This is a genomic window from Nocardioides sp. J9 (genome assembly GCF_007829375.1).
Lineage (GTDB): Bacteria > Actinomycetota > Actinomycetes > Propionibacteriales > Nocardioidaceae > Nocardioides.
In genome coordinates, this window is sequence record NZ_VLJQ01000088.1 from 40,968 (window position 1) to 63,352 (window position 22,385).

Consider the following 22,385-nt stretch of genomic DNA (forward strand, 5'->3'; position numbering starts at 1 on the left):
GCCCCCGCCGGTGGTTGAGGTGCGAGGCCGCCCGCGGCCGAGCCCCCGCCGGTGGTTGAGGTGCGAGGCCGCCCGCGGCCGAGCCTCGAAACCACCCGCCCCGGTTCACCGGACTGTGCCGGGCACAGCCCGCCTCGTGGGGCCCGGAGGTTTCGAGGCTCGGCGCCGGGGCGCCCCGCACCCCAACCACCGGGAGTCCGGCGAAGCGAACCCAGGGCCTGCCGCCAGGCGGACTGTGCCATCCACCGGAGCCAACCGCGTGCGCGGCAGCGTGGTGCCCGCGCCGGAGGCGCGTCGAGGGCAAGTGCGGGCCGAGCCTGCGAGTGCCTGCGCGCCGCCCTCGACAGGCGACACGCTCGCGCCATCAGCCAGCGTGGCGCCCGCGCCGCAGGCGCGTCGAGGGCAAGTGCGGGCCGAGCTTGCGAGTGCCTGCGCGCCGCCCTCGACAGGCGACACGCTCGCGCAAATCAATCCAGGGGTGCCCCCGCCGGGACTCGAACCCGGAACTCGCCGCTTTTAAGGCGGCTTCCTCTGCCAGTTGGGATACGGGGGCGGGCGACGGCCGGGGCCGTGTCAGGTGTTCACAGGTAGGTCTGGCGGGGGTAGATCGCGTGGGCGCCGGCGACGCGGTCGAGGAAGAGGAAGCCGTCGGTGTGGTCGATCTCGTGCTGGAGGGCGCGGGCCTCGAAGGCGTCGGTGGAGAGCTCGACCTCCTCGCCGGTCAGCGGCAGCTGGCCGCGGACGGTGAGGCGGGAGGCGCGCTTCACGTCGCCGGTGAAGTCGGGGACGCTCATGCAGCCCTCGCGGGCCTTCTCGTTGCGGCTGGACGCGACGACCTCGGCGTTGCAGAGGACGAAGGTGCCGTGGTGGGTGCGGGTCTTGGGGTGCTCCGTGACGTCGACGCAGAACATCCGCACGCCGACCCCGACCTGGTTGGCGGCGAGGCCGACGCAGCCGGGGCTGACGCGCATGGTGGCGACGAGGTCGGCGGCGAGCTGGACCATGTCGGCCGCGGTGGGGTCGACGTCGGCGCCGCGCTCGGAGAGGACACCGGCGGGGGCCGTCACGACGTCGAGGACACGGCCCTCGACGCCGAGCTCGGCCTCGGTCCAGGCCGCGACACGTTCGCTGCTCACAGCTCGTCGGCCTCCACCGGGCGCAGCGTGGCGGTCACGCCGACCCGCTCCGCGGCGGCACGGATCGCGGCCTCGACGCCGGTGGCGTCGGCGCCCTCGGGCAGCGCGATCTCGGCGACGAGCAGGTAGAGGTCGCCGGAGAGGCGGGTGGTGAGGTCGGTGATGTTGCCGCCGGCCTGGGCGACCTGGCCGACGACCTCGGAGACGATGCCGGGACGGTCGCCGCCGTGGACGGTCAGCACCCACGAGGTGCCGCCGGAGCCCGGGGCGACCTCGTCCACGACCGGGCGGACCGACACGTCCAGGTCCCCGCCGGCGGCGAGCGGCGCGAGGGAACCCTCGACGTCGGAGGCCGCGACGGCGCCGCGGCACAGCAGCATCATCGCGAAGTGCCCGCGCAGGAGGGTCATCGTCGAGTCCTCGATGTTGAGGCCCAGCCCGGCGAGGCCCGCGGTGGTCTCGGCGATGATGCCCGGCCGGTCGTGGCCGATGACGGTGACGGCGTACAGGTCGTTGCTCACCGGGCCATCATCCCAGCCTCAGTCGCCGGCGAGCTCCCGGGCACGGCGGAACACCTCGTCGGTCATCGGCGCGGTGAGCCGGCCGGTGAAGGTGTTGTGCTGGCTGGGGTGGAAGCAGCCGAGCAGCGTCACCTCGCTGCGGCGGGTACGACGGGAGGCCGGTGCCAGCGCCACCTCGGCGCCGTGGCCGAACTTCGGGCGCGGGCGGGGCACGGTCCAGCCGGCCCGGCCGAGCGCGTGGAGGGAGGCGTTCCAGCCGATCGCGCCGAGGGCGACGACGACGCGCACCGACGGCGCCAGGATCGCCAGCTCGCGGTCGAGCCAGCCGGCGCAGCTCTCCCGCTCCTGGGGCGTCGGCTTGTTGGCCGGCGGGGCGCACCGCACGGGGGCGGTCATCCGCAGGCCGTGCAGCTCGAGGCCGTCGTCGATGCTGGTGCTGGTCGGCTGGTTGGCGAGGCCGACACGGTGGAAGGAGGCGACCAGCCAGTCCCCCGACTGGTCGCCGGTGAACATCCGGCCGGTGCGGTTGGCGCCGTGGGCGGCGGGAGCGAGGCCGATCACGAGGATCCGCGCGTCGACCGGGCCGAAGCCGGGGACGGGGCGGCCCCAGTACTCCTCGTCGGCGAACGCGGCCCGCTTCTCGCGGGCGACCAGCTCGCGCCAGGCGACGAGGCGGGGGCACTTCCGGCAGCGGACGACGCGCGCGTCCAGCCGCGCCATCGCCTCGCCGGGGTCGCTCACCGCAGCGACCAGGCGATCCCGTCGAGGATGTCGGTCTCGGCGACCCGGATCGTCGGCACGGCGACCTCGCCGVGCACCCGCGAGACGATGAGCGCGCCGGCGTCGATCACGTCGGCGCGGCCGGGGTGCATCCAGCCGAGGGCGCGCCGCTGGGCGACGCTCATGCCGAGCAGCCGGCCGACGAGGCGCTGCACGTCGGCGACGGCGAGCTCCTGGCCGTGGATGGCGTCGCGGTCGTAGGCGGGCAGGTCGAGCACGCCGGCGGCGATGGTGGTGCTCGTGCCGGCGACCGCGACGACCGTCGCGGCGGCGGCCGGGTCGACCGGGCAGGCGGCCAGCGCGGCCTCGACGTCGCTGACGACGTTGGCGATCTCCACCACGTCGATCGGGTCGTGCCGCACGTGGCGCTCGTGCAGCCGCACCGAGCCGACGTCCATCGAGTGCGCGGCGCTCGGCCCCGTGGCGGGGTCGCCGAGGATGAGCTCGGTGGAGCCACCACCGACGTCGACCACGAGCACCGGTCCGGCGAGGTCGGGACCGATGCCGCGGACGGCCCCGTCGAAGGCGAGCCGTGCCTCCTCCTCGCCGGAGAGCACCTCGGGCGCGACGCCGAGCCGGGCGAGGACGCCCTCGGTGAACTCGGCGGCGTTGCCCGCGTCGCGGGTGGCAGAGGTGGCGCAGAAGCGGACCTTCGTGGCCCCGGCGTCGCGGATGATCGCGGCGTACTCGTCGATCGCGGCGAACGCGCGGTCGAGCGCCTCGGGCGCGAGCACGCCGGTCGCGTCGACGCCCTGGCCGAGGCGGATCATCCGTGCCTCGCGGCGCACCCCGTCGGGATCGCCGGCGGGGTCGCCGACGAGGAGCTTGATGGTGTTGGTGCCGCAGTCGATCGCGGCGATCGGCTCGCCCATCAGCGGCTCATCAGTCGGCGGCGACGGCCTCGTCGACCGTCACGCACGGGCCCTTGGCCCACCAGTCGCCGAGCAGCTCGAGGACCTCGTCGCCGAGGGGGTTCACGCCCGGGCCGGCCGCGAGGGCGTGCGCGGCGAGCACGTGCAGGCACTTCACGCGGTTGGGCATGCCGCCGGCGGAGATGCCCTCGATCTCGGGCACGTCGAAGCCGCCGGCGCGGGCGACGGCGGCGCGGTCGGCGAGGTAGGCCTCGTGGGCCTGCTGGTACGCCGCGGCGAGCTCGGCGTCGGTGCCCAGCCGGTCCTGCATCTCCTTCATCACGCCCTCGGCCTCGAGGGTTCCGATGCGGGCGTTCGCGCGGGGGCAGGTCAGGTAGTAGGTCGTCGGGAACGGGGTGCCGTCGGGCAGCCGGGGCTCCGTGGTCACCACGTCCGGGTTGCCGCACGGGCAGCGGTGCCCGATGTCGTGCACCCCGCGCACGGGTCGACCGAGCTGGGCGGCCATCACCGCCTCGTCCTTCTCGCGCTCGGTCACTCTGACGGGTCCTCCAGGTCTTCCTTGGGCGCCCGGATCTCGTTCTTCGGGGCGGGCACCCTCGTGGGCGGGTTGCCGGCGACCTTCACCGAGTCCCAGGCGTCCTCGTACCACGCCCGCTCGTCGGGGTCGTCCAGCCGCGAGGGGTCGCTGAGCTCGGCGGAGGCGTCGATCGGCTTGCCGTCGGGCCCGATGGCGACGAACGGCGTCTCGCCGCGCGGCACGTACCCGAAGCGGGCGCGGGCCTGCTGGCCGACGTACGCCGGGTCCTGCCAGCGCTCTTTCTCGCGCTTGAGCTCGGCGATGTTCTCCTTGCGCTCGTCGATCTGCGCCTGGAGCTGGTCGATCTCCTCGCGCTGCTGCAGGTAGGCCCGCAGCGAGGACGCGTAGGAGACCGCCAGCACGGCGAGCACGAGCACCAGGATCGCCGCGCGGCCGGTGAGCCGGGAGCGGCGCTGGTGCTCGGCGCGGGCGCGGACGAGCGCGGCCTCCCGGTCGCGGGCGGCCTGCTTGCGCTGGGCCTTGAGGCGCTCGGCGTACCGCGGACCGGACCGCCCCGATGCGGGGCGGCCCGGCTTGCGGGACGTTCGGCGCTCGTCGGCCACGGCTGGCTCCGGGTCAGCCCTGGTAGCGCGGGAAGGCCGCGGCGCCGGCGTAGCGGGCGGCGTCGCCGAGCTCGTCCTCGATGCGCAGCAGCTGGTTGTACTTCGCGACGCGGTCGGAGCGGGCCGGGGCGCCGGTCTTGATCTGGCCGCAGTTGGTCGCCACCGCGAGGTCGGCGATCGTGGTGTCCTCGGTCTCGCCCGAGCGGTGGCTCATCATGTTGCGGTAGCCCGCCCGGTGGGCCAGGTCGACGGCGTCGAGGGTCTCGGTGAGCGAGCCGATCTGGTTGACCTTGACCAGCATCGCGTTGGCCTGGCCGCCGGCGATGCCGCGCTGGAGGCGCTCCACGTTGGTGACGAACAGGTCGTCGCCGACGAGCTGGGTCTTGTCACCGAGCTCCTCGGTGATGGTGCGCCAGCCCTCCCAGTCCTCCTCGTTGAGGGGGTCCTCGATGGAGACGATCGGGTAGGCGGCGACGAGCTCGGCGTAGTAGGCGGTCATCTCGGCGGCCGTGCGGGACTGGCCCTCGAAGGTGTAGGCGCCGTCGGCGTAGAACTCGGTGGCGGCCACGTCGAGCGCCAGCGCGACGTCGGAGCCCAGCGTGTAGCCGGCCTTGTCGATGGCCTCGGCGATCAGGTCCAGCGCCGCGCGGTTGGACTCGAGGTTCGGCGCGAAGCCGCCCTCGTCGCCCAGGCCGGTGGAGAGGCCCTTGGCCTTCAGCACCGACTTCAGCGCGTGGTAGACCTCCGCGCCCATCCGCAACGCCTCGCGGAAGGTCGGCGCGCCGATCGGGGCGATCATGAACTCCTGGATGTCGACGTTGGAGTCCGCGTGGGCGCCACCGTTGAGGATGTTCATCATCGGGACCGGCAGCAGGTGGGCGTTCGGGCCGCCGACGTACCGGTAGAGCGGGAGGTCCGCGGAGTCGGCGGCGGCACGCGCCACGGCGAGCGAGACACCGAGGATCGCGTTCGCGCCGACCTTGCCCTTGTTGGGGGTGCCGTCGGCCTCGAGCATGGTCTGGTCGATGAGCCGCTGGTCGGCGGCGTCGAGGCCCTCGATGGCCGGGCCGAGGGCCTGGATCACGCCGGTGACGGCCTGCTGCACGCCCTTGCCGGCGTACCGGTCGCCGCCGTCACGCAGCTCGACCGCCTCGAAGGCGCCGGTGGAGGCGCCGCTGGGCACCGCCGCCCGCGCGAAGGATCCGTCGTCGAGGAGGACCTCCACCTCGACAGTGGGGTTGCCGCGCGAGTCGAGGATCTCGCGGGCGCCGACGGCTTCGATGGCTGCCACTTCTCTTGTGCCTTCCGGTGCGGGGAACGTCGCACGCCAGCCTAGTGCTCCCGGGGCCCGCGTCCGGGAAGCGACCACCGCGCGTTCACCGGCGGGGTAACTTACCGACGAGTCACCCCTGCGAGGAGCTGCTGTGCACGACCTGCTCGACCCGATGAAGAACCCGGTCACCTACGCGGTGCCGTTCTTCTTCCTCACCATCGCCATCGAGCTGGCCGCCCTGAAGTGGCTGGACCACGACGACCCGGTCAGCGGCCGCGAGCCGACCGGCTACGAACGCCGTGACGCCCGGACGTCGATCTCGATGGGCGCCATCTCGCTCTTCTTCACGCTGGCCTTCAAGATCGGCTCGTTCGTCGTCTACTCGCTGGTCTTCGTCCACCTCGCGCCCCTCGAGCTGCCCACCGACGCGTGGTGGTACTGGCCGGCGGTGATCCTCGCCGTCGACCTCGGCTACTACGGCTCGCACCGGTTCGTGCACCGGGTCAACATCGGCTGGGCGGGCCACCAGGCCCACCACTCCAGCGAGTACATGAACTTCGGCACCGCGCTGCGGCAGAAGTGGAACCCCTGGTTCGAGTTCTTCTTCTGGCTGCCGCTGCCGTTCCTGGGCTTCGCCCCGTGGACGATCTACGTCGCGTTCGGCTTCAACCTGATCTACCAGTTCTTCGTGCACACCGAGACGATCGGGAAGCTGCCGCGGCCGATCGAGTTCGTGTTCAACACCCCGTCGCACCACCGGGTGCACCACGGCTCGGACCCGGAGTACCTCGACAAGAACTACGGCGGGATCCTCATCATCTGGGACCGGCTGTTCGGCTCCTTCCAGCCCGAGCTGCACCGGCCGACGTACGGACTGACGAAGAAGGTCGAGACCTACAACCTCCTCACGCTGCAGTACGGCGACTACGCGCAGATCACCCGCGACGTGCGGAGGGCCCGGTCCTGGCGCGAGCGGGCGGGCTACCTCTTCGGCCCGCCGGGCTGGACGCCGGAGCCGGTCGAGCACGCGGAGCAGGCAGAGCCGGCCGGGGCGGGCAGCCAGGGCTGACCGGGGAAGGAGCCGGGCTCAGGCGTCGAGGCCGAGCTCGCCCATCCGCTCCATGTGCCGCTCGGTGAGCCGGGTGAACATCCGGCCCATCGCGGCCAGGTCGAGGCCGGGGCGGTCGACCCCGCCGGAGAGCAGCGCGGTGAGCGCGTCGCGGTCGGCGGCGACCCGCTGGGCCTGGGTGAGCGCCTCCCCCATCAGCCGGCGCCCCCACAGGGCGAGCCGGCCGTGCAGGCGGTGGTCCTCGGCGATGGCCGCGCGCACCCGGTCGACGACGAACGCGGCGTGGGTGCCGGTCTCCATCGAGGTGATGACCAGGTCGCGGGTGGCCGGGTCGAGGTAGGCCGCGATCTCGCGGTAGAAGTCGTTGGCCAGCCCGTCGCCGACGTAGGCCTTGACGAGGCCCTCGTACCAGTCGGCGGGGGCGGTGTGGCGGTGGAACTCGTCGAGCGGCTCGCGGAAGGGCTCCATCGCCACGAACGGGTCGGCGCCGAGCTCGCGGATCCGGTCGGACAGCGCGTGCACCTTGGTGAGCTCGGTGCTCGCCATCGTCGCGAGGTCGACCTTGTCGGCCAGCGTGGGCGCCAGCTTGGCGTCCTCGGCAAGGCGCTCGAAGGCGGAGATCTCGCCGTACGCGATGACCCCGAGCAGGTCGACGACGGCCTCGCGGTAGGCCGGGTCGGCGTCGGCGGAGGACAGCGTCGCGTCGGCAGATTCAGCCATGGGAGCAGGCTACAAGTACACTGGAGGTCGGCGAGAGCCAGTCCGATCCCCCGATCCGGACCGGCACCGCCCGGGCACCCGCCCACGTATGTGCGCGGCTGAGTGTGAATCGGCCGCTTTGACTCTGGCGCCTGCCACCCCGGCCGACGACACTCACGAAAGCGAACAGAACACTGACTTCCAACGACATCACCGCTGCGTCCACCGAGCCCACCGAGACCGTGGAGACCACGGACCCGGCCGTGAAGCCCACCTTCCGCGACCTCGGTGTGATGCCGCAGATCTGCGACGCGCTCGACCGCGCCGGGATCACCCACCCGTTCGCCATCCAGGAGATGACCCTCTCCGTGGCGCTCATGGGCACCGACCTCATCGGCCAGGCCCGCACGGGCACCGGCAAGACCCTCGCCTTCGGCATCCCGGTCATCCAGCGCAGCATCGCGCCGACCGACCCCGACTACGCCGAGATCCCCGAGGGCAAGCCGCAGGCGCTCATCGTGGCCCCGACCCGCGAGCTCGCGCTCCAGGTCTCCAGCGACCTCCACCTCGCCTCGGCCGACCGCGGCCTGCGCGTTCTGACCGTGTACGGCGGCGTGGGCTACGAGCCGCAGATCGAGGCCCTCGAGACGGGCGTGGACATCGTGGTCGGCACCCCCGGCCGCCTGATCGACCTCGCGAACCGCCGCGTCCTCGACCTCTCCCACGTGCACGCCCTCGTGCTCGACGAGGCCGACGAGATGCTGGACCTCGGCTTCCTCCCCGACGTGGAGAAGTTGCTCCGGCTCACCCCCGAGACCCGCCAGACCATGCTGTTCTCGGCCACCATGCCCTCGGCGATCGTCGCGCTGGCCCGCATCCACATGCGCCACCCGATGAACATCCGCGCCGAGTCGTCGTACGAGAACGCGACGGTGCCCGCCACCGCGCAGTTCATCTACCTCGCCCACGACCTCGACAAGCCGGAGATCATCGGCCGGGTGCTGCAGGCCGAGGACGCCGGCAAGGTCGTCATCTTCACCCGCACCAAGCGCCAGGCCCAGCGCGTCGCCGACGACCTCGTCGAGCGTGGCTTCAAGGCCAGCCCGCTGCACGGCGACATGGCGCAGGTGGCGCGCGAGAAGGCGCTGACGAAGTTCCGCGAGGACAAGATCCAGGTCCTCGTCGCGACCGACGTCGCGGCCCGCGGCATCGACGTCGCCGGCGTCAGCCACGTCATCAACTACACCTGCCCCGAGGACGACAAGACCTACGTCCACCGGATCGGCCGCACCGGCCGCGCCGGCGCGTCGGGCATCGCGATCACGCTGGTCGACGCGACCGACGTGCACCGCTGGAAGATGATCAACAAGGCGCTGGACCTGCCGTTCGACGAGCCGGTCGAGACCTACTCCACCTCCGAGCACCTCTACCACGACCAGGGCATCGCGCCGGGCACGAAGGGGCGCATCGCTCCCCCGGCCCCGCCGGCTCCCCGTGGCGACCGCGGTGACCGTGGAGACCGTGGCGAGCGTTCCGGTGACCGCGAGCGTCGCTCCGGCGGCGAGCGCAACCGCAACCGGACGCGCACCCGGACCCGCACCCGCGGCGGCCAGCCGGTCGAGGGTTCGACCGAGGGCAGCGGCACGACCGAGGCGAAGGACGGCGGCTCCGAGCGACCCGCCGGCGCCAGCAGCAACCGTCGCCGTCGTCGCCGCAGCAGCGGTGGCGGCCAGGGCGGCCAGCAGCAGGCCCAGCAGCAGGCCCAGGGTGGTCAGGAGCAGGGCGGCTCCGCGGAGACGCAGTCGGCCTCGGCCTGACCTCCGGTCCTCCGGGACCACGAACAGCTGACCGCCCGGGGCTCCGGCCCCGGGCGGTCGTGTTTTTCCGGGTGCCGGGTCTGCCGGGTCAGGTCAGGGTCAGGCGGTGACGACGACCGTCGTACCGACCGGGGCGAAGTCCCAGAGCGCGATCGCGTCGCGGCGCGCCTGGCGGATGCAGCCGTGCGACTGCGGCGTGCCGAGCTCGGCGCGGGTCTGCACCGGCTTCCCGTCGTCGACCGGGATCGTGTGGAAGCCGATCGCCGCGCCGCCGGTGCCGTGGGTGAACCGCACGAAGTACTCCATCGTCCCGGAGTCGTCGATGCCGATCGCGTGGCGGCTGCGGGAGAACACCTCGTAGGTGCCCTCGAAGAGGTTGTCGGTCAGGCTGCCCGAGACGAGGTAGGTGCGCACGACCTTGCCGGCGTCGTCGACCAGCCACACCCGCTGCTGGCCCTCGCTGAACACGATGCGGCGGCCCTCGCCGGAGTCCGGCGGCAGGCTGGTCGTCCCGGACACCGCGGCGACGCGGGTGCCGTCGACGTCGACGAGCGCGCGGCTCGGCGTCGGCTTGCGGGTCTCCTCCGAGCGCGCGGAGGTGCCCGCGNNCCGCCACGGCGGTCACGGACAGGGCAGCACCGAACGCGGTGATCCGGCCGTAGCGCGGGCGGGTCCTGCTGGCCCTGCGCTTGCCGGCGACCGGCGCCTTGTGCCGCCCCTGCCGCGGGGCCCGGTGTGCACCCATCGGTCAGCGGGCCGCCCGGGCGAGGAGGGTGCCGGCGACCTCGCGGTAGGCCTGCGCGCCCTTGCTGGAGCGGCTCGTCGCGAGGATCGAGCGTCCGGCAGCCGGCGCCTCGGCGAACTTGATGGTCTTCGGGATCGGCGGCTCGACGACCTCGAGGTCGTAGGTCTCGGAGATCGTGTCGAGCACCGCGCGTGCGTGGTTGGTCCGGCCGTCGTACAGGGTCGGCAGCACGCCCCAGACCTCGAGGTCGCGGTTGGTGAAGCGCCGCACGTCGTGGACGGTGTCGAGCAGCTGGCCGACGCCGCGGTGCGACAGCGTCTCGCACTGCAGCGGGACCAGCACGCCGGTGGCGGCGGTGAGTGCGGCGACGGTCAGCACGCCGAGCGAGGGCGGGCAGTCGAGCAGCACCCAGTCGTAGTGCTTGCCGGCCGCGGCCAGGTCCTCCATGACCCCGCGCAGGACGTGCTCGCGGCCGGTGCGGGTGAGCAGGTCGGCCTCGGCGCGGGCGAGCTCGATGGTCGCCGGCAGCAGGTCGACGCCGTCGTCGGTGGAGATGATGACCTCGTCGACCGCGGTGCCCTTGGTGAGCACGTGGTGGACCGACAGCTCCAGGTCCTCGGGGTCGATGCCCAGCGAGAAGGTCAGGCACGCCTGCGGGTCGAGGTCGACCAGCAGGACCGACTGGTCGCGCTCGGCGAGCGCCGCACCGATCGACGCCACGGACGTCGTCTTGGCGACGCCGCCCTTCTGGTTGGCGACAGCCAGGACGGTGGTGCCGGGAGCCTTCGCGTTCATCGAGGACATCATGCCGGACGCCGCGCCGCCGCGGGCAGACGCCTCCGAACTCCGGTGGTGTTGACTTGGCCCATGCCGACCGCCCTCGTCACCGGCGCCACCGCCGGCATCGGACTCGAGTTCGCCCGCCAGCTCGCCGGCCGCGGCCACGACGTGGTCCTCGTCGCCCGCGACTCCGCCCGGCTGGAGGCGGTCGCGAAGGAGCTGCGCTCGACGTACGGCGTCGAGGCCGAGACCCTGTCGGCGGACCTCACCGACCTCGGGCAGCTCGCGACGGTCGAGGCCCGCCTCGCCGACCGCGGCCGGCCGGTCGACCTGCTGGTCAACAACGCCGGCTTCGGGCTCAAGGAACGCTTCCTCGACAACCCGGTCGACGTCGAGCAGGCCCAGCAGGACGTGCTCGTGCGGGCCGTGCTGCGGCTGACCCACGCCGCCCTCGGCGGGATGGTCGAGCGGCACCACGGCGGCGTCATCAACGTCTCCAGCGTCGCGGCGTACCTCCCCCGCGGCACCTACAGCGCCGCCAAGGCGTGGGTGAACTCGTTCAGCCAGTGGGCGCACGCCGAGTACCGCCGCGAGGGGGTCACCGTGATGGCGCTGTGCCCCGGCTTCGTGCGCACCGAGTTCCACGAGCGGCTCGGTGTCGACCGCGACTCCTCCGCCCCGCGGCCCCTCTGGCTCGACCCGGACCAGCTCGTCCGCGAGGCGCTGGCCGACTTCGACCGCGGCCGCGCGATCTCGATCCCCTCCAAGCGCTACAAGGCGATCGTCGGCGTCACCCGCCTCGTCCCCCGCTCCGCCCTCCAGGGCCTGCAGTCCCTCGGCCGCAAGTAACCCGTCGAGACGTCACTTCTGGCTCGTCGAGACGTCACTTGGGGCGGGTTGAGTGGTCACCTGTGGCGGGTTGAGTGGTCACCTGTGACGTGTTGAAGCGTCACCAACGGCCCGTCGAGTGGTCAGGCGCGTACGTCGGCGCGTCGTGACCACTCAACGGGCCTCATCTGACCAGTCGACCAGCCGGAAGTGACGTCTCGACCTGCCACAACTGACCACTCAACGAGCCAGAAGTGACGTCTCGACGAGTGGGGTGGCGCGGGGAGGGGCGGTCAGCCCTCGCCGGCGATGAAGGCGCGGACGGCGTCGGCGACGAGCTGGACGGCGATGGCGGAGAGCAGGAGGCCGGCGATGCGGGTGACGAGCAGGACGCCGCTCTCGCGGATCAGGCGCAGGATCGGCAGCGAGTAGCGCATCGCGGCCCACAGGGCGATGTGGACGAGGACGATGCCGATGGCGACCGACAGGCCGCTGCCCCAGTCGTCGATCTGCTTGACGAAGAGCATGACGGCGACGATCGCGCCGGGCCCGGCGAGCAGCGGGGTGCCGAGCGGGACCATCGCGATGTTGGCGTCGCCGCTGGCGGCGTACTCCTCCTCCTTGCCGGTCAGCAGCTCGAGCGCGATGAGCAGCAGCAGGAGGCCACCGGCGCACTGCAGCGCGGGCAGCGAGATGTGCAGGTAGTCGAGGATCTTCTGGCCGAAGAAGGCGAACATCGTGATGACCAGGAAGGACACCGCGACCGCCTGCCACGCCGCGCGCCGGGCCGTCGCGGGGGCGCGACCGGCGGTGAGCGACAGGAAGATCGGGACGGTGCCGACCGGGTCCATGATGACGAAGAGGGTCACGAAGACCTCGACGAGCAGCACGTGCTCGATCACGTCAGTTCTGCCTTTCCGATGAGAGTGGTGGGTGAGCCGAGGGACGCGGCGAGGTCGAGGATGCGCGCCAGCTGGTCCGGTGCGGTGGTCTCGCAGCCGAGGTCGTGCCCGGTCTTGCCGGTGCCGTGGTGGTCGCTGGAGCCGGTGACGACCAGGTCGAGCCGCTGCGCGATGGCGCGCAGCCGGTCGCGGGTCCCCGGGTCGTGGTCGAGGTGGTCGACCTCGATCCCGGCCAGGCCCTGGTCCCGGAGCCCGGCGATGGCCCGCTCGTCGAGCACGTGCGCCGAGCCGCGGCCCCACGGGTGCGCGAGGACGGGCACCCCGCCGGCCGCGCGTACGACGGACAGCATCGCGGGCAGCTCGGGCGCGTAGCGGTCCACGAAGGCCGGTCCGCCGTCGGAGAGGTACTCCGCGAAGGCCTGGTCGCGGTCGCGCACGACGCCGAGGCGCACGAGCAGGTCGGCCACGTGGGGCCGTCCGGTGACCTCGCTGTCGCCGGCGGAGGCGGCCAGCGCCTCCTCGGTGGCCGGGATGCCGAGCTCGCGCAGGCGGGCGAGCATCGTGGGCACGCGGTCCTCGCGGCCGCGGACGATGCGGGACAGCTCCTCCTGGAGCGCCGCGTCGCCGGCGTCGGGCAGGTAGGCGAGCAGGTGCACACCGGCACCGCGGAAGCGGGTGCTCACCTCGATGCCGCGGACCAGCGCGACGCCGGCCTCGACGGCCGCGGCGGCGGCCTCGTCCCACCCGAGGGTGGTGTCGTGGTCGGTGATGGCGACGACCTGCAGCCCCGCGGCCGCGGCAGCGTGCACGAGGTCGCGTGGGGACGCGGTGCCGTCGCTGACGCGCGAGTGGGTGTGGAGGTCGATCGTCACCAGACGAGGTTAGTGCCGCAGATTGTCTGACAACGATCCGTCGACGCGGTGAGCGTCGTCACCCTCCGCGAGCTCACCAGGGCGGTGCGGCGCCGCCGAAGGGCAGCGCGACCAGGCCCGGTCCGGTGGCGGACACGTCGCGCAGGATCCAGTCATCGCGCAGCAGCAGGATCGCCGACGCCGGCCGCAGCACGAGCCACAGCCAGCGCCCGCCAGCCTCCCCGGCGAGCACGGAGCGGTCCCACTCCCCCGGCATCGCGCTGACCGACACCGGCCACAGCCCGACCGGCCGCTGGTCGACGCGCACCCGCACCGGGGCAGGCCCCTCACCGACCTCGTGGCCGGGGTCGAGCCGCCCAGTGCCGTCGCCGGCCAGCCCCGCGACGCGCGCGCCGAAGCCGGTGCCCGGCTCCTCGCTGACGACCATCACGTCGACCGGGCCGTCGAGCTGGCTGGCCCCGGAGACGCAGGTCATCGTCGCGCGCGCCTCGCCGCCCTTGGTGGCGACGGCCGCGAAGTCGCTGACGGTCCAGCCCGGGCCGAGCGGCCACGGCAGGTAGGTCGGGAACGCGACCAGCCGCTGCAGGTGGGCGGCGAAGGCGTCGTACGACGCGGCGGCGGGCCGCCAGAGGGGGGCGACGACCCCGTGCTCGGGGCAGGACCACTGGCCGTCCCCGACCTCCGCGACCGGCGCAGGGCAGCGCGGGCACTCGACCCGCACGTCGCCGCCCGACTGCTCGCTCGACATGTCCGCAACCGTGCTGCGCACGGACGGGTTCGTCAAGTACCGCGGCCGCGTGCCGCGACCGCTAGGAGTTCCAGCGCAGCAGGACGGGGGTCTCCCGCTCGTGCCCGAGCACCGACACCGTGGAGGTGTCGAGCCGGAACAGCCGGCCCTCCGAGGCCGGCAGGCCGAGCCAGCGCGCCGTCAGTGCCCGCAGCACGTGGCCGTGCGCGAAGACGAGGACCGGGCCGGACGCGGCACGGACCCGCTCCACCACCCGGTCGCAGCGCGCGGCCACCTCGTTGGCGGTCTCGCCGCCCGGTGCGGGGTGGGTCCAGATCGACCAGCCGGGCACGTCCTCGCGGATCTCGGCGGTGGTGCGTCCCTCGTAGTCGCCGTAGGACCACTCCACGAGGTCCGGCACGACCTCGGCGTCGGGGAAGCCGGCCAGCTCGGCGGTCCGTCGGGCCCGCTGACGCGGGCTGGTGAGCACCTCGGCGAAGGCCGACGCCGCAAGCCGGGCCGCGACCTCCTTCGCGCCGCGCTCGCCCTCGGGCAGGAGCGGCAGGTCGGTGGCGGAGGTGTGCCGGCCGGACACGCTCCACTCGGTGGCGCCGTGGCGGACGAGGGTCACGGTGTCGGCCATGGCCCCATCCTGCCAGTCACCGGCGCACCGGCCCGGTGCGTGGCAGGATCCCGGCATGCCTGTCGCCGGGACGCCGCTCGCCCGCCGCCGCCTGGCCGTCGCCGCTGCCTTTGCGACCCAGGGCTTCGTGTTCATCGGCCTCACCACGCGCCTGCCGGACATCAAGGACCGCTGGGACCTCGGTGAGCTCGGCGTCTCGGCCGTGCTGCTCGCGATCGTGCTGCTCGCCGGCGCCGGCTCGGTGGTGGCGGAGCGGCTGGCGCCGCGCACGTCCAGCGCCCGCCTCCTGCGCGCCGGGCTGGTGCTCATCGGCACCGGTGCGGCGGTGATGCTGGCTGCTCCGGCGTGGCCGGTGTTCCTCCTCGGCGTCGGCGTGTACGGCGTCGCGCTGGGTGTCGTGGACGCCTCGACGAACATGCAGGCGGTCGCCATCGAGCGCGCCTGGGGCCGCCCGATCCTGCCGAGCTTCCACGGCGGCTGGACCTTCGGCGGCCTGCTCGGCGCGGCGACGACTCTCGCCACCGCCGGGCTCCCGCTGGGGTGGACCGCCCTGGTCGGCGTGGTCGGGCTCCTGGCCGCGACCGCCGGCTTCCTGCCCCGCGCCGCCAGCGCCGCCGCCGACCACGCGCCCGAGGCGGACCTGCCCGGTGTCCCGTGGCGCCCGATCCTGCTGGTCGGCCTCGGCATGGTCGTCTTCTACATGGTCGACACCGCCTCGCAGACCTGGGGCGCGGTCTACGTCGACGAGGTGCTCGACGCACCCTCGCGCTGGGTCGCGCTGGCGACGCTGCCCTACCTGGTCGCGAGCCTGCTGGTGCGCCTGGCCGGCGACCACCTCGTCGAGCGGTACGGCGCCGTCGCGGTCCTGCGGGTCGGGGCGCTCGTGGCGTGCGTCGGGCTCCTCGTGGTGACCCTCGCCCCGACCTGGCCGGTCGCGGTCATCGGGTTCACCGTCGTCGGCACCGGCATCTCGGTGGTCGCCCCGCTGAGCTTCTCCGCAGCGGGCCGGATCGCCGGCGGGTCGGTCGAGCGCGTGGACGCGGTGATCGCCCGCTTCAACCAGTTCAACTACGTCGGCGGGCTGCTCGGCGCCGTGCTCACCGGCGTGGTCGGCCAGGACCAGCTGCGCCTGGGGTTCGTCGTGCCGATGCTGCTCGTGCTGGCGCTGCTGCCGCTGGCCCGGTGGTTCGCCGCGGCGAGCGCCGACGTCACCCCCGCAGGTACGACGTCAGCGCGTCCCTGAGGCCCCGACGACCCTCGTCCACGTCGACGTAGCCGCCGAGGTCGCCCTCGACGTACAGGCCGCGCAGCGCGCCCGGCAGCAGGTGCCGCACGCGCATCAGCTTGTCCGCCTCGATGCCCAGGCCCGCGAACGACCGCTCGCACAGGGCGGCCCACTCCTCGTCCCACCGGGCGATGGCGCGGGCCGTGCGCGGGTAGGCCTGCTCGAGCTGCTCGCGGCGGTGCGGCAGGTTGGCCCGCAGCTGGTAGAACGCCAGCGCGCTGGGCTGCTGCACCGCGAACCACATCAGGTCGACGACCGCCTCCACCCGCCCGGCGACGGTCGGCTGGTTCGGCACCGGAAGGCCGCTGAGGCCGGTCTGCCCGGCGATGTGGTCCAGCACCGCGGCCCACAGTCCGTCGGCGTCGCCGAACTGGTGATGGATGGTCCCCCAGGTGGCGCCCGCGCGCCGGGCGACCGCGTTGGCGCTGACCGCGTCGGGGCCGCCCTCGGCCAGGCATTGGACGGCCTCGCGCAGCAGCAGCTGCCTGGTCTCGCGACCACGACGGTTGAGCCGGGTGCCCTTGGCGCTCAGCGCCGTGGGGAGTGCGGTGGTCGAGAGCTCCACGTGGCTGGACTCAGCCGCGCAGCGTGGGCCGGCACAGGCGGCACACGGTGAGGTGCGCGCCGCCGTCACCGACGGGGGCCAGGTCGTCGCGGTGGGAGATGAGCGAGCAGTCGCGGCGGTGCACGACCGAGCCGCCGCCGGCGGTCACCGGCACCGCGCCGAGGTCGGCGCCGTGCACGTCGGTGGCGCTGCTGCTCGCGCTCACCTCGGCGAGCAGGAGCAGGGTGTCGGCCAGCCGCCTGGACGACTCGCGCCCGTCCGCGGCGATCCGCGCCAGCCACGCCCCGAAGTAGAGGAAGCCGCCGCAGAAGGTGAGCCCGAGCCCGAGCAGGCCGCCGGAGACGAGGTAGGACAGCTGGTCGTACTGGTAGGGCGTGTTCGCGGCGCCGTACCAGCCGAGCACGATGACCACGAGGCCGAGCGGCAGCAGGATCGCGCCGACCCAGAACAGCACGACCTGGAGCAGCGCCGCGTTGTCGTTCTTCAGGGGCGCGATGCCCGAGCGGGACTGCCCGGCCCGCGGCAGGGCGCCGAGCGTGCCGGTGCGCGCACCGCTGGCGGGGGCCGCACCGGTGGTGGAGGACGAGACGGTCATGGCTCAGGCCTTTCTGAGGTCGGGGAGGCCGGTTTCGAGGCCGTGGGCACAGGGGGCGCCGGCACCCAGCGCGGCGGCGCCGAGGCGCCGGAACCAGCTGCCCGCGACGGCCGCGACGGCGAACGCGACGAGCAGCAGCATCCCGGGGATGGAGAACAGCTCCGGCAGGCCCGCGCTGGCCGGGGCCGCGTCGACGAGGTCGGTGACCGGGGCGTCGGAGGGTGCAGCCGGGGTCGCACCGGTCGGCGCGGGCGCACCCGCAGCCGGGGGTACGCCGACCGAGCCGGCCGCCGGGGCACCGCCGGACGGCGCCTCGCCGGACGCGGGCGGCGCCTGGCCGCCCCCGGTGACCGGCGGGATCGGTGCCGCCTCGATCGCGGGCACGGTGTCGACGCTGGCCCGGGCGGCGCCGATGGTGACCACGATCCGCGGCGACAGCGTCGACAGGCCGGACACGACGCCCTTGACCGGGCCGGCCTCGGCCGGGATCAGCTCGGCGAGGACGTTGAACGGCAGCGCCTTGAGCAGCGGGGCCAGCAGCTTGAGGTCGATGGTGATCCGGAGGCCGTCGTAGGCGCTCTGGGCGGCGTCGCCGTCGACGGTGCGGCCGGGCTTCGGGACCTCGAAGGTGATGCCGAGCTGCTCGAGCGCCTTGGCCGGCAGGTCCTGCAGCCCGGGGATCGGCATGGTCTTGCCGCTGACGATCGCGCCGTCGGGCCCGATGCCGAACTCCTGGCCGGCGATGGACATCTTGCCCCACACCGCCTTGCCGGTGGCCTTGCCCTTCGCGCCGTCGGTGGTGGCGCGGGCGACGGTCTCGACGCCGCCGAGGGTCACCAGGCCGCCGAGGAGGCGCACCTCGCCGAGCAGGGAGCGGGAGACGGCGGTGACCGGCCCCTTGGTGGCGTCCATCTTGCTGACCGACACGTAGCCGTCGACGTCGACGAGGGCGCCGAGCGGGTTGAGCGGTGCGGCCGCCACCTTCTTCTGGCCGGTCAGGCCGCCGAGCAGGCCCTGGAGGCCCTCGGTGAGGCCGCTGAGCGGGTTGGCGGCGCCGCCCTTGCCGTCCTCCTCGGTGTCGGGACCGAGAACCGCGCCGTCGGGCGAGAACCCGGTCTCGGCGATCGCCGTGTGCTCACCCGACGTGGTCTGCTGGATCGCGCCGGGGATCGTCGCGTCCTTCGCGGTCGGGGTGTCGCTGGGGTAGCGGGAGTTCACCTGGAACTGGTAGCCGTTGGCGGTGAGCGGGGTCTCCGGGAGGCCGAGCTGCTCGGCGAAGGTCTTCAGGCCCTCGCCGACCGGGTCGCCGGGCCAGAACAGGCTGGACCGCCCGCTCCACTCCCCCGAGTCGGCCTTCACCTTGCTGTAGCCCATGAGCAGCTCCAGCTGGGCGATGCCGGCGTCGGTCGGGATCGGCAGTGCAGGCTCGAAGACCTCGACGCGGACCGGGCTCGACCACGCCGTGGCCGTGTAGCCGCCGTACGACACCTCCCGCTCGTCGGCCGCCTGCGCGGGCGTCCCGCTCAGCGTGCCGCTGGTGAGGGGCAGGGTCGAGGCGAGGATGCCGCCGGTGACGAGCAGCCGTGCCCGGCGGCGCGGCTGCCGGGACGGCCGGGGTGCGGTGCGGGTCATGCTGCCCCTCCCAGGATGACGTCGGCCATGGTGTCGAGGACCTCCCCGGGCTCACCCGTGGCCACGATGCGGCCGCCGGACATGACGGCCGCGTAGTCGGAGACCCGCAGCGCGGTGCGGGCGAACTGCTCGATGCAGAGGATGGAGACACCGGACTCGGCGATGCGCGCCACGGTGTCGTAGAGCTCCTCGACGATGAGCGGCGCGAGGCCCATCGAGAGCTCGTCGAGGAGCAGCAGCGCCGGGTCGGAGGCCAGCGCCCGCGACATGGCCAGCATCTGCTGCTCGCCGCCGGACATGGTGCCGGCGAGCTGGTGGCGCCGCTCGTGCAGGCGCGGGAAGTAGGCGTAGGCGGTCTCCATGATGGCGCCGGCCGGCACGCCGGCGTACGACATCAGGCGGAGGTTCTCCTCGACGGTGAGGTTCGGGAACACCGAGCGTCCCTCCGGCACCGTGCACAGCCCGACCCGGGCGAGGTCCTCCGGACCGGTGCCCCGCGAGCCGGGGCGCACGTGCACGCCGGCCAGGTGGATGTCGCCGGAGGTGGGCTGCTTCTGGCCGCTGATGACCTTGACCAGGGTGGACTTGCCGGCACCGTTCGGGCCGAGCAGCGCCATCACCGCGCCCTTCGGGACCTTGAGGTCGACGCCGCGCAGGACCTCGATCCGCCCGTAGGCGGCGTGGAGGTCGACGACGTCGAGGATCGGCACGCTCACGACTGGACCTCCGGCTCCACGATCGCGGTCAGGTCGAGCTCGGCGGTGTGGTCGTCGCCGTCGGCGTAGCCGAGGTAGGCGCGCTGCACCGCCGGGTCGTTGCGGATCGCGGCCGGCGGACCGGACGCGATGATCTGGCCGAAGTCGAGGACGTGGATGTCGTCGCAGACGGCCATCACCAGGTCCATGTCGTGCTCGACCATGAGGATCGCGACGCCCTGCCGGGCGAGGTCCTTCAGCAGCTCCCCGAAGGCGTCGGTCTCGGTCTCGTCCAGGCCCGAGGACGGCTCGTCGAGCAGGAGCAGGTGCGGGTCGCAGGCGAGCGCACGGGCGAGCTCGAGCAGGCGCGCCGTACCGGTCGGGATGGCGTCGGCGCGCTCGTCGGCGTACTCACGGATGCCGACCCGGTCGAGCAGGATGTCGATCTCGAGGTTGCCCTTGCTCGTCGCCCGGGCCGCCGGGACGGCGGTGCGGGCCCAGGCCAGCGGACCGCCGCGGATGTCGCGGGCGACGCGGACGTTGTCGCGCACCGTGAGCGAGCCGAAGGCCTCGAGCCGCTGGAAGGTCCGGCCGATGCCGTGCTTCGCGCGCTTGTGGACCGGCCAGCGGGTGACGTCGCGGTCGCGGTAGCGGACCCGCCCCGACGTCGGCTTCTGCAGGCCGGTGATCACGTTGAAGCAGGTGGTCTTCCCGGCACCGTTCGGCCCGATCAGGCCGGTGATCTGTCCGCTGTCCGCGGTGAAGGTCGCGCGGTTGACCGCGGTCACACCGCCGAACTTCACGACGACGTCGTCGACCTCGAGCAGCGCCATCTCAGGCCACCCCCTTGGGCTCGTCGATCATCGTCTCGATGACCGTGTCGATGGAGTGTGCCGGTTCGGGCCGGCTGGGCTTCAGCAGGCCCTCCATCCGCTCACGCAGCTTCGCCTCCCAGCCGGGCAGGACGCGGGAGCTGCCGAGGCGTCCGAGCCGGAAGAGGTGGTTGGCGATGCCGTTGGGGTCGCGGCCGAGGAGCACCGCGCCGAACCCGAGGACGGCGAAGAGCAGCCCGGCGAGCTCCGGCGACGACTGCCACACCGGCAGCAGCATCAGGGCGGTGCCGCCGAGCAGTGCGCCGGTCACCGAGGTGACGCCGAAGACGACGGCGAGCAGCAGCACCAGCAGCGACTGGAAGTAGAGGAAGTCCGCCGCACCGACGGTGCCGCGCAGGCCCGCGAAGAGGGCACCGGCGACCCCGGCCATGCCGGCCGACAGCGAGAACAGGCCGACGCGGAACCAGCGCAGGTCCAGGCCCAGCGTGCCGCAGCCGGACGGGCTGTCACGGGACGCGATGAGGATCCGGCCCAGCGGACCGCGCCGCAGCCACAGCAGGAACAGGCCCATCACCACGAACGCGAGGACCATGAACCAGACGTAGGAGGTGTCGCTGCCGATCTGCACGCCGAGGATCGACAGCCGCTCGGTGGCGAGCGTCCCGTTGAACTTGAAGGCGTAGTCGGCCTGGAAGATCATCTTGTCCATCAGCACGGCGAACGCCATCGTCGACAGGGCCAGGTAGAGCCCGGTCAGGCGCAGCACCGGGAGCGCGACCAGCGCACCGACGCCCGCGGCGACCAGTGCCGAGAGGGCGAGGCCGACGAGGTTCGGCTGGTCGAGCTTGGCGTAGGCGAGGGCACCCACGCCGGCGAAGGTGAACTGCGCGAGCGAGACGTGGCCGCCGTACCCGGTCAGCAGGACCAGGGAGAGCATGACCATGGCGTACGTCGCGGCGATGCCGATGAGCAGCACGTCGGCGCGCGAGACGACGGCGATCAGCAGGAAGGCGAACCCCAGCAGGACGGCGCCGGAGCCCAGGCTCTTGCGCAGGTTCGGCACGGGTGCGGCGACGATGCCCTTGACCTGCCCGATGCGCAGCTGCGTCTGCGGCATCGCCACGACGACGGCGAACAGGAAGAGCGCCGGGATGACCGGGCGGATGGTCGACCAGAAGCCGTCGGTCGGCAGGTAGGCGACGGCCCACGCCTCGAGGATGCCCAGGCCCATCGCGCCGGCGAAGGTCAGCGGGAGGCTCTTGAGCCGGCCGAGCATGGCGGCTGCGTAGGCGTTGATGACCAGCAGGGTGAGCGCGTAGTAGTCGAGGCCGACGGCCGGGGTGAGCAGGATGCCGCCCAGCGCGGCCAGCGACATGCCGATCGCCCAGGCGATCGCAGCGACGGTGTCCGGCTTGCCGCCGAACAGGCGCAGCAGCTCGGGGTTGTCGACCGAGGCCCGCATCGCGGTGCCGGTGCGGGTGCGGTTGAGCAGAACGTAGAGCCCGCCCGCCACCACGATCGAGCAGATGATGGTGACGACCTGGTGCGCGGTGATGTAGGTGTCACCGAGCTTCCACCCGGTCTCGGCGTAGAACGGCAGCAGCACCCGCGGCTCGGGCGGCCAGATGTACTGCGCGACGCCGATGAGGCCGACGAGCAGGCCGACGGTGACCACGAGGGCGACCGACACCGGGCCCTCCCCCAGCCCGCGGGTCACGAACCGCTGGATGAACCAGCCGATCGCGGGCGCGACCACGCCCAGGACGAGGAACAGCGAGAGCAGGGTCGGCAGGCCCTGCCGCTGGGTGAAGTCCCAGAAGGTGAACGCGAGCACCATGCCGAAGGCGCCGTGCGCGATGTTGAACACGCGCGTGGTGGCGTAGGTCAGCACCAGGCCGCTGGCGACGATCGCGTACGCCGCCCCGGTGAAGAGGCCGAGCAGGGTGAAGGCGAACAGGGAACCCATCGGTCAGACT

Annotated in this window: 24 protein-coding genes and 1 tRNA gene; 4 read left to right on the top strand and 21 right to left on the bottom strand. The window is 73.2% G+C overall.

Going from position 1 to position 22,385, the window contains the following annotated elements:
* Positions 1–479 precede the first annotated feature (479 nt).
* From L615_RS14995 to eno, 8 genes are all read right to left on the bottom strand, one after another.
* Positions 480–553 (bottom strand) — tRNA-Leu (locus L615_RS14995).
* A 28-nt stretch (positions 554–581) separates the two neighbouring features.
* Positions 582–1,136 carry a peptide deformylase gene (gene def, locus L615_RS15000; RefSeq protein ID WP_028657305.1) on the bottom strand — a complete coding sequence of 185 codons (555 nt, stop codon included), beginning with the start codon at positions 1,134–1,136 and terminating at the stop codon, positions 582–584.
* Positions 1,133–1,657, bottom strand: a complete 525-nt coding sequence (locus L615_RS15005; protein ID WP_028657306.1) for a glycine cleavage system protein R — start codon at positions 1,655–1,657, stop codon at positions 1,133–1,135. The genes def and L615_RS15005 overlap by 4 nt, the downstream gene beginning before the upstream one ends.
* An 18-nt stretch (positions 1,658–1,675) precedes the next feature.
* Positions 1,676–2,398, bottom strand: a complete 723-nt coding sequence (locus L615_RS15010) for a uracil-DNA glycosylase (RefSeq protein WP_232221867.1) — start codon at positions 2,396–2,398, stop codon at positions 1,676–1,678.
* Complete coding sequence (locus L615_RS15015; protein WP_145725595.1) at positions 2,395–3,309, bottom strand: exopolyphosphatase; 915 nt, start codon at positions 3,307–3,309, stop codon at positions 2,395–2,397. The genes L615_RS15010 and L615_RS15015 overlap by 4 nt, the downstream gene beginning before the upstream one ends.
* A 10-nt stretch (positions 3,310–3,319) precedes the next feature.
* Positions 3,320–3,814, bottom strand: coding sequence for a DUF501 domain-containing protein (locus tag L615_RS15020; protein WP_051486318.1), 495 nt, complete (start codon positions 3,812–3,814; stop codon positions 3,320–3,322).
* A 26-nt stretch (positions 3,815–3,840) separates the two neighbouring features.
* Entirely contained in the window at positions 3,841–4,449 is a 609-nt protein-coding gene (locus L615_RS15025; RefSeq protein WP_145725596.1) for a septum formation initiator family protein, read from the bottom strand.
* A gap of 13 nt (positions 4,450–4,462) precedes the next feature.
* Positions 4,463–5,740: a phosphopyruvate hydratase gene (eno, locus tag L615_RS15030; protein WP_145725597.1), complete on the bottom strand. Its 1,278-nt coding sequence runs from the start codon at positions 5,738–5,740 to the stop codon at positions 4,463–4,465.
* A 133-nt stretch (positions 5,741–5,873) separates the two neighbouring features.
* Between eno and L615_RS15035 the strand changes: the two genes are divergently transcribed.
* Entirely contained in the window at positions 5,874–6,791 is a 918-nt protein-coding gene (locus L615_RS15035; protein ID WP_028657311.1) for a sterol desaturase family protein, read from the top strand.
* Between the two features lie 18 nt (positions 6,792–6,809).
* On the opposite strand, the gene L615_RS15040 is transcribed toward L615_RS15035, so the two are convergent.
* Complete coding sequence (locus L615_RS15040; protein ID WP_028657312.1) at positions 6,810–7,511, bottom strand: ferritin-like fold-containing protein; 702 nt, start codon at positions 7,509–7,511, stop codon at positions 6,810–6,812.
* Between the two features lie 272 nt (positions 7,512–7,783).
* Between L615_RS15040 and L615_RS15045 the strand changes: the two genes are divergently transcribed.
* The gene (locus L615_RS15045; protein WP_145725634.1) at positions 7,784–9,307 is read left to right on the top strand and encodes a DEAD/DEAH box helicase; all 1,524 of its coding nucleotides are present in this window, start codon (positions 7,784–7,786) and stop codon (positions 9,305–9,307) included.
* Between the two features lie 99 nt (positions 9,308–9,406).
* On the opposite strand, the gene L615_RS15050 is transcribed toward L615_RS15045, so the two are convergent.
* Entirely contained in the window at positions 9,407–9,826 is a 420-nt protein-coding gene (locus L615_RS15050) for a L,D-transpeptidase (protein WP_145725598.1), read from the bottom strand.
* 229 nt (positions 9,827–10,055) lie between these two features.
* A complete protein-coding gene (locus tag L615_RS15055) occupies positions 10,056–10,847 on the bottom strand; it encodes a ParA family protein (RefSeq protein ID WP_145725599.1) in 792 nt (263 codons plus the stop codon).
* Between the two features lie 72 nt (positions 10,848–10,919).
* Between L615_RS15055 and L615_RS15060 the strand changes: the two genes are divergently transcribed.
* Entirely contained in the window at positions 10,920–11,681 is a 762-nt protein-coding gene (locus L615_RS15060; protein WP_145725600.1) for an SDR family oxidoreductase, read from the top strand.
* A 272-nt stretch (positions 11,682–11,953) separates the two neighbouring features.
* On the opposite strand, the gene L615_RS15065 is transcribed toward L615_RS15060, so the two are convergent.
* The 4 genes from L615_RS15065 to L615_RS15080 all read right to left on the bottom strand — a co-directional run bounded on the left by L615_RS15065 (position 11,954) and on the right by L615_RS15080 (position 14,804).
* Positions 11,954–12,562 (bottom strand): MarC family protein, encoded by a 609-nt coding sequence (locus L615_RS15065; RefSeq protein WP_028657315.1) that lies wholly within the window; start codon positions 12,560–12,562, stop codon positions 11,954–11,956.
* Complete coding sequence (locus L615_RS15070; RefSeq protein ID WP_145725601.1) at positions 12,559–13,434, bottom strand: PHP domain-containing protein; 876 nt, start codon at positions 13,432–13,434, stop codon at positions 12,559–12,561. Before L615_RS15070 ends, L615_RS15065 begins: the two co-directional genes overlap by 4 nt.
* Before the next feature lie 73 nt (positions 13,435–13,507).
* On the bottom strand, positions 13,508–14,182 hold the full coding sequence (locus L615_RS15075) for a DUF6758 family protein (RefSeq protein ID WP_051486307.1): 675 nt from the start codon (positions 14,180–14,182) through the stop codon (positions 13,508–13,510).
* Between the two features lie 61 nt (positions 14,183–14,243).
* Positions 14,244–14,804: a histidine phosphatase family protein gene (locus L615_RS15080; RefSeq protein WP_145725602.1), complete on the bottom strand. Its 561-nt coding sequence runs from the start codon at positions 14,802–14,804 to the stop codon at positions 14,244–14,246.
* A gap of 55 nt (positions 14,805–14,859) precedes the next feature.
* On the opposite strand from L615_RS15080, the gene L615_RS15085 reads away from it, so the two are divergent.
* Positions 14,860–16,047 (top strand): MFS transporter, encoded by a 1,188-nt coding sequence (locus tag L615_RS15085; protein WP_028657319.1) that lies wholly within the window; start codon positions 14,860–14,862, stop codon positions 16,045–16,047.
* On the opposite strand, the gene L615_RS15090 is transcribed toward L615_RS15085, so the two are convergent.
* The 6 genes from L615_RS15090 to L615_RS15115 are packed head-to-tail and all read right to left on the bottom strand — an operon-like array spanning position 16,013 to position 22,375.
* A complete protein-coding gene (locus tag L615_RS15090; RefSeq protein WP_145725603.1) occupies positions 16,013–16,654 on the bottom strand; it encodes a TetR/AcrR family transcriptional regulator in 642 nt (213 codons plus the stop codon). The genes L615_RS15085 and L615_RS15090 overlap by 35 nt on opposite strands.
* Before the next feature lie 10 nt (positions 16,655–16,664).
* Positions 16,665–17,249 carry a hypothetical protein gene (locus L615_RS15095; protein WP_145725604.1) on the bottom strand — a complete coding sequence of 195 codons (585 nt, stop codon included), beginning with the start codon at positions 17,247–17,249 and terminating at the stop codon, positions 16,665–16,667.
* A gap of 3 nt (positions 17,250–17,252) precedes the next feature.
* The gene (locus L615_RS15100; RefSeq protein WP_145725605.1) at positions 17,253–18,881 is read right to left on the bottom strand and encodes a choice-of-anchor P family protein; all 1,629 of its coding nucleotides are present in this window, start codon (positions 18,879–18,881) and stop codon (positions 17,253–17,255) included.
* A complete protein-coding gene (locus L615_RS15105; protein WP_028657323.1) occupies positions 18,878–19,597 on the bottom strand; it encodes an ABC transporter ATP-binding protein in 720 nt (239 codons plus the stop codon). Before L615_RS15105 ends, L615_RS15100 begins: the two co-directional genes overlap by 4 nt.
* Positions 19,594–20,409, bottom strand: a complete 816-nt coding sequence (locus tag L615_RS15110; RefSeq protein ID WP_028657324.1) for an ABC transporter ATP-binding protein — start codon at positions 20,407–20,409, stop codon at positions 19,594–19,596. The genes L615_RS15105 and L615_RS15110 overlap by 4 nt, the downstream gene beginning before the upstream one ends.
* A 1-nt stretch (position 20,410) precedes the next feature.
* A complete protein-coding gene (locus L615_RS15115) occupies positions 20,411–22,375 on the bottom strand; it encodes an ABC transporter permease (RefSeq protein ID WP_145725606.1) in 1,965 nt (654 codons plus the stop codon).
* Positions 22,376–22,385 lie beyond the last annotated feature (10 nt).

What these genes read in the sequence shown, in the direction of transcription:
- L615_RS15020 (WP_051486318.1), bottom strand. Translation starts at nt 3,814, where the DNA reads ATGGCCGCCCAGCTCGGTCGACCCGTGCGCGGGGTGCACGACATCGGG.
- L615_RS15040 (WP_028657312.1), bottom strand. Translation starts at nt 7,511, where the DNA reads ATGGCTGAATCTGCCGACGCGACGCTGTCCTCCGCCGACGCCGACCCG.
- L615_RS15045 (WP_145725634.1), top strand. Translation starts at nt 7,784, where the DNA reads ATGCCGCAGATCTGCGACGCGCTCGACCGCGCCGGGATCACCCACCCG.
- L615_RS15055 (WP_145725599.1), bottom strand. Translation starts at nt 10,847, where the DNA reads ATGAACGCGAAGGCTCCCGGCACCACCGTCCTGGCTGTCGCCAACCAG.
- L615_RS15060 (WP_145725600.1), top strand. Translation starts at nt 10,920, where the DNA reads ATGCCGACCGCCCTCGTCACCGGCGCCACCGCCGGCATCGGACTCGAG.
- L615_RS15075 (WP_051486307.1), bottom strand. Translation starts at nt 14,182, where the DNA reads ATGTCGAGCGAGCAGTCGGGCGGCGACGTGCGGGTCGAGTGCCCGCGC.
- L615_RS15080 (WP_145725602.1), bottom strand. Translation starts at nt 14,804, where the DNA reads ATGGCCGACACCGTGACCCTCGTCCGCCACGGCGCCACCGAGTGGAGC.
- L615_RS15085 (WP_028657319.1), top strand. Translation starts at nt 14,860, where the DNA reads ATGCCTGTCGCCGGGACGCCGCTCGCCCGCCGCCGCCTGGCCGTCGCC.
- L615_RS15095 (WP_145725604.1), bottom strand. Translation starts at nt 17,249, where the DNA reads ATGACCGTCTCGTCCTCCACCACCGGTGCGGCCCCCGCCAGCGGTGCG.
- L615_RS15100 (WP_145725605.1), bottom strand. Translation starts at nt 18,881, where the DNA reads ATGACCCGCACCGCACCCCGGCCGTCCCGGCAGCCGCGCCGCCGGGCA.
- L615_RS15110 (WP_028657324.1), bottom strand. Translation starts at nt 20,409, where the DNA reads ATGGCGCTGCTCGAGGTCGACGACGTCGTCGTGAAGTTCGGCGGTGTG.
- L615_RS15115 (WP_145725606.1), bottom strand. Translation starts at nt 22,375, where the DNA reads ATGGGTTCCCTGTTCGCCTTCACCCTGCTCGGCCTCTTCACCGGGGCG.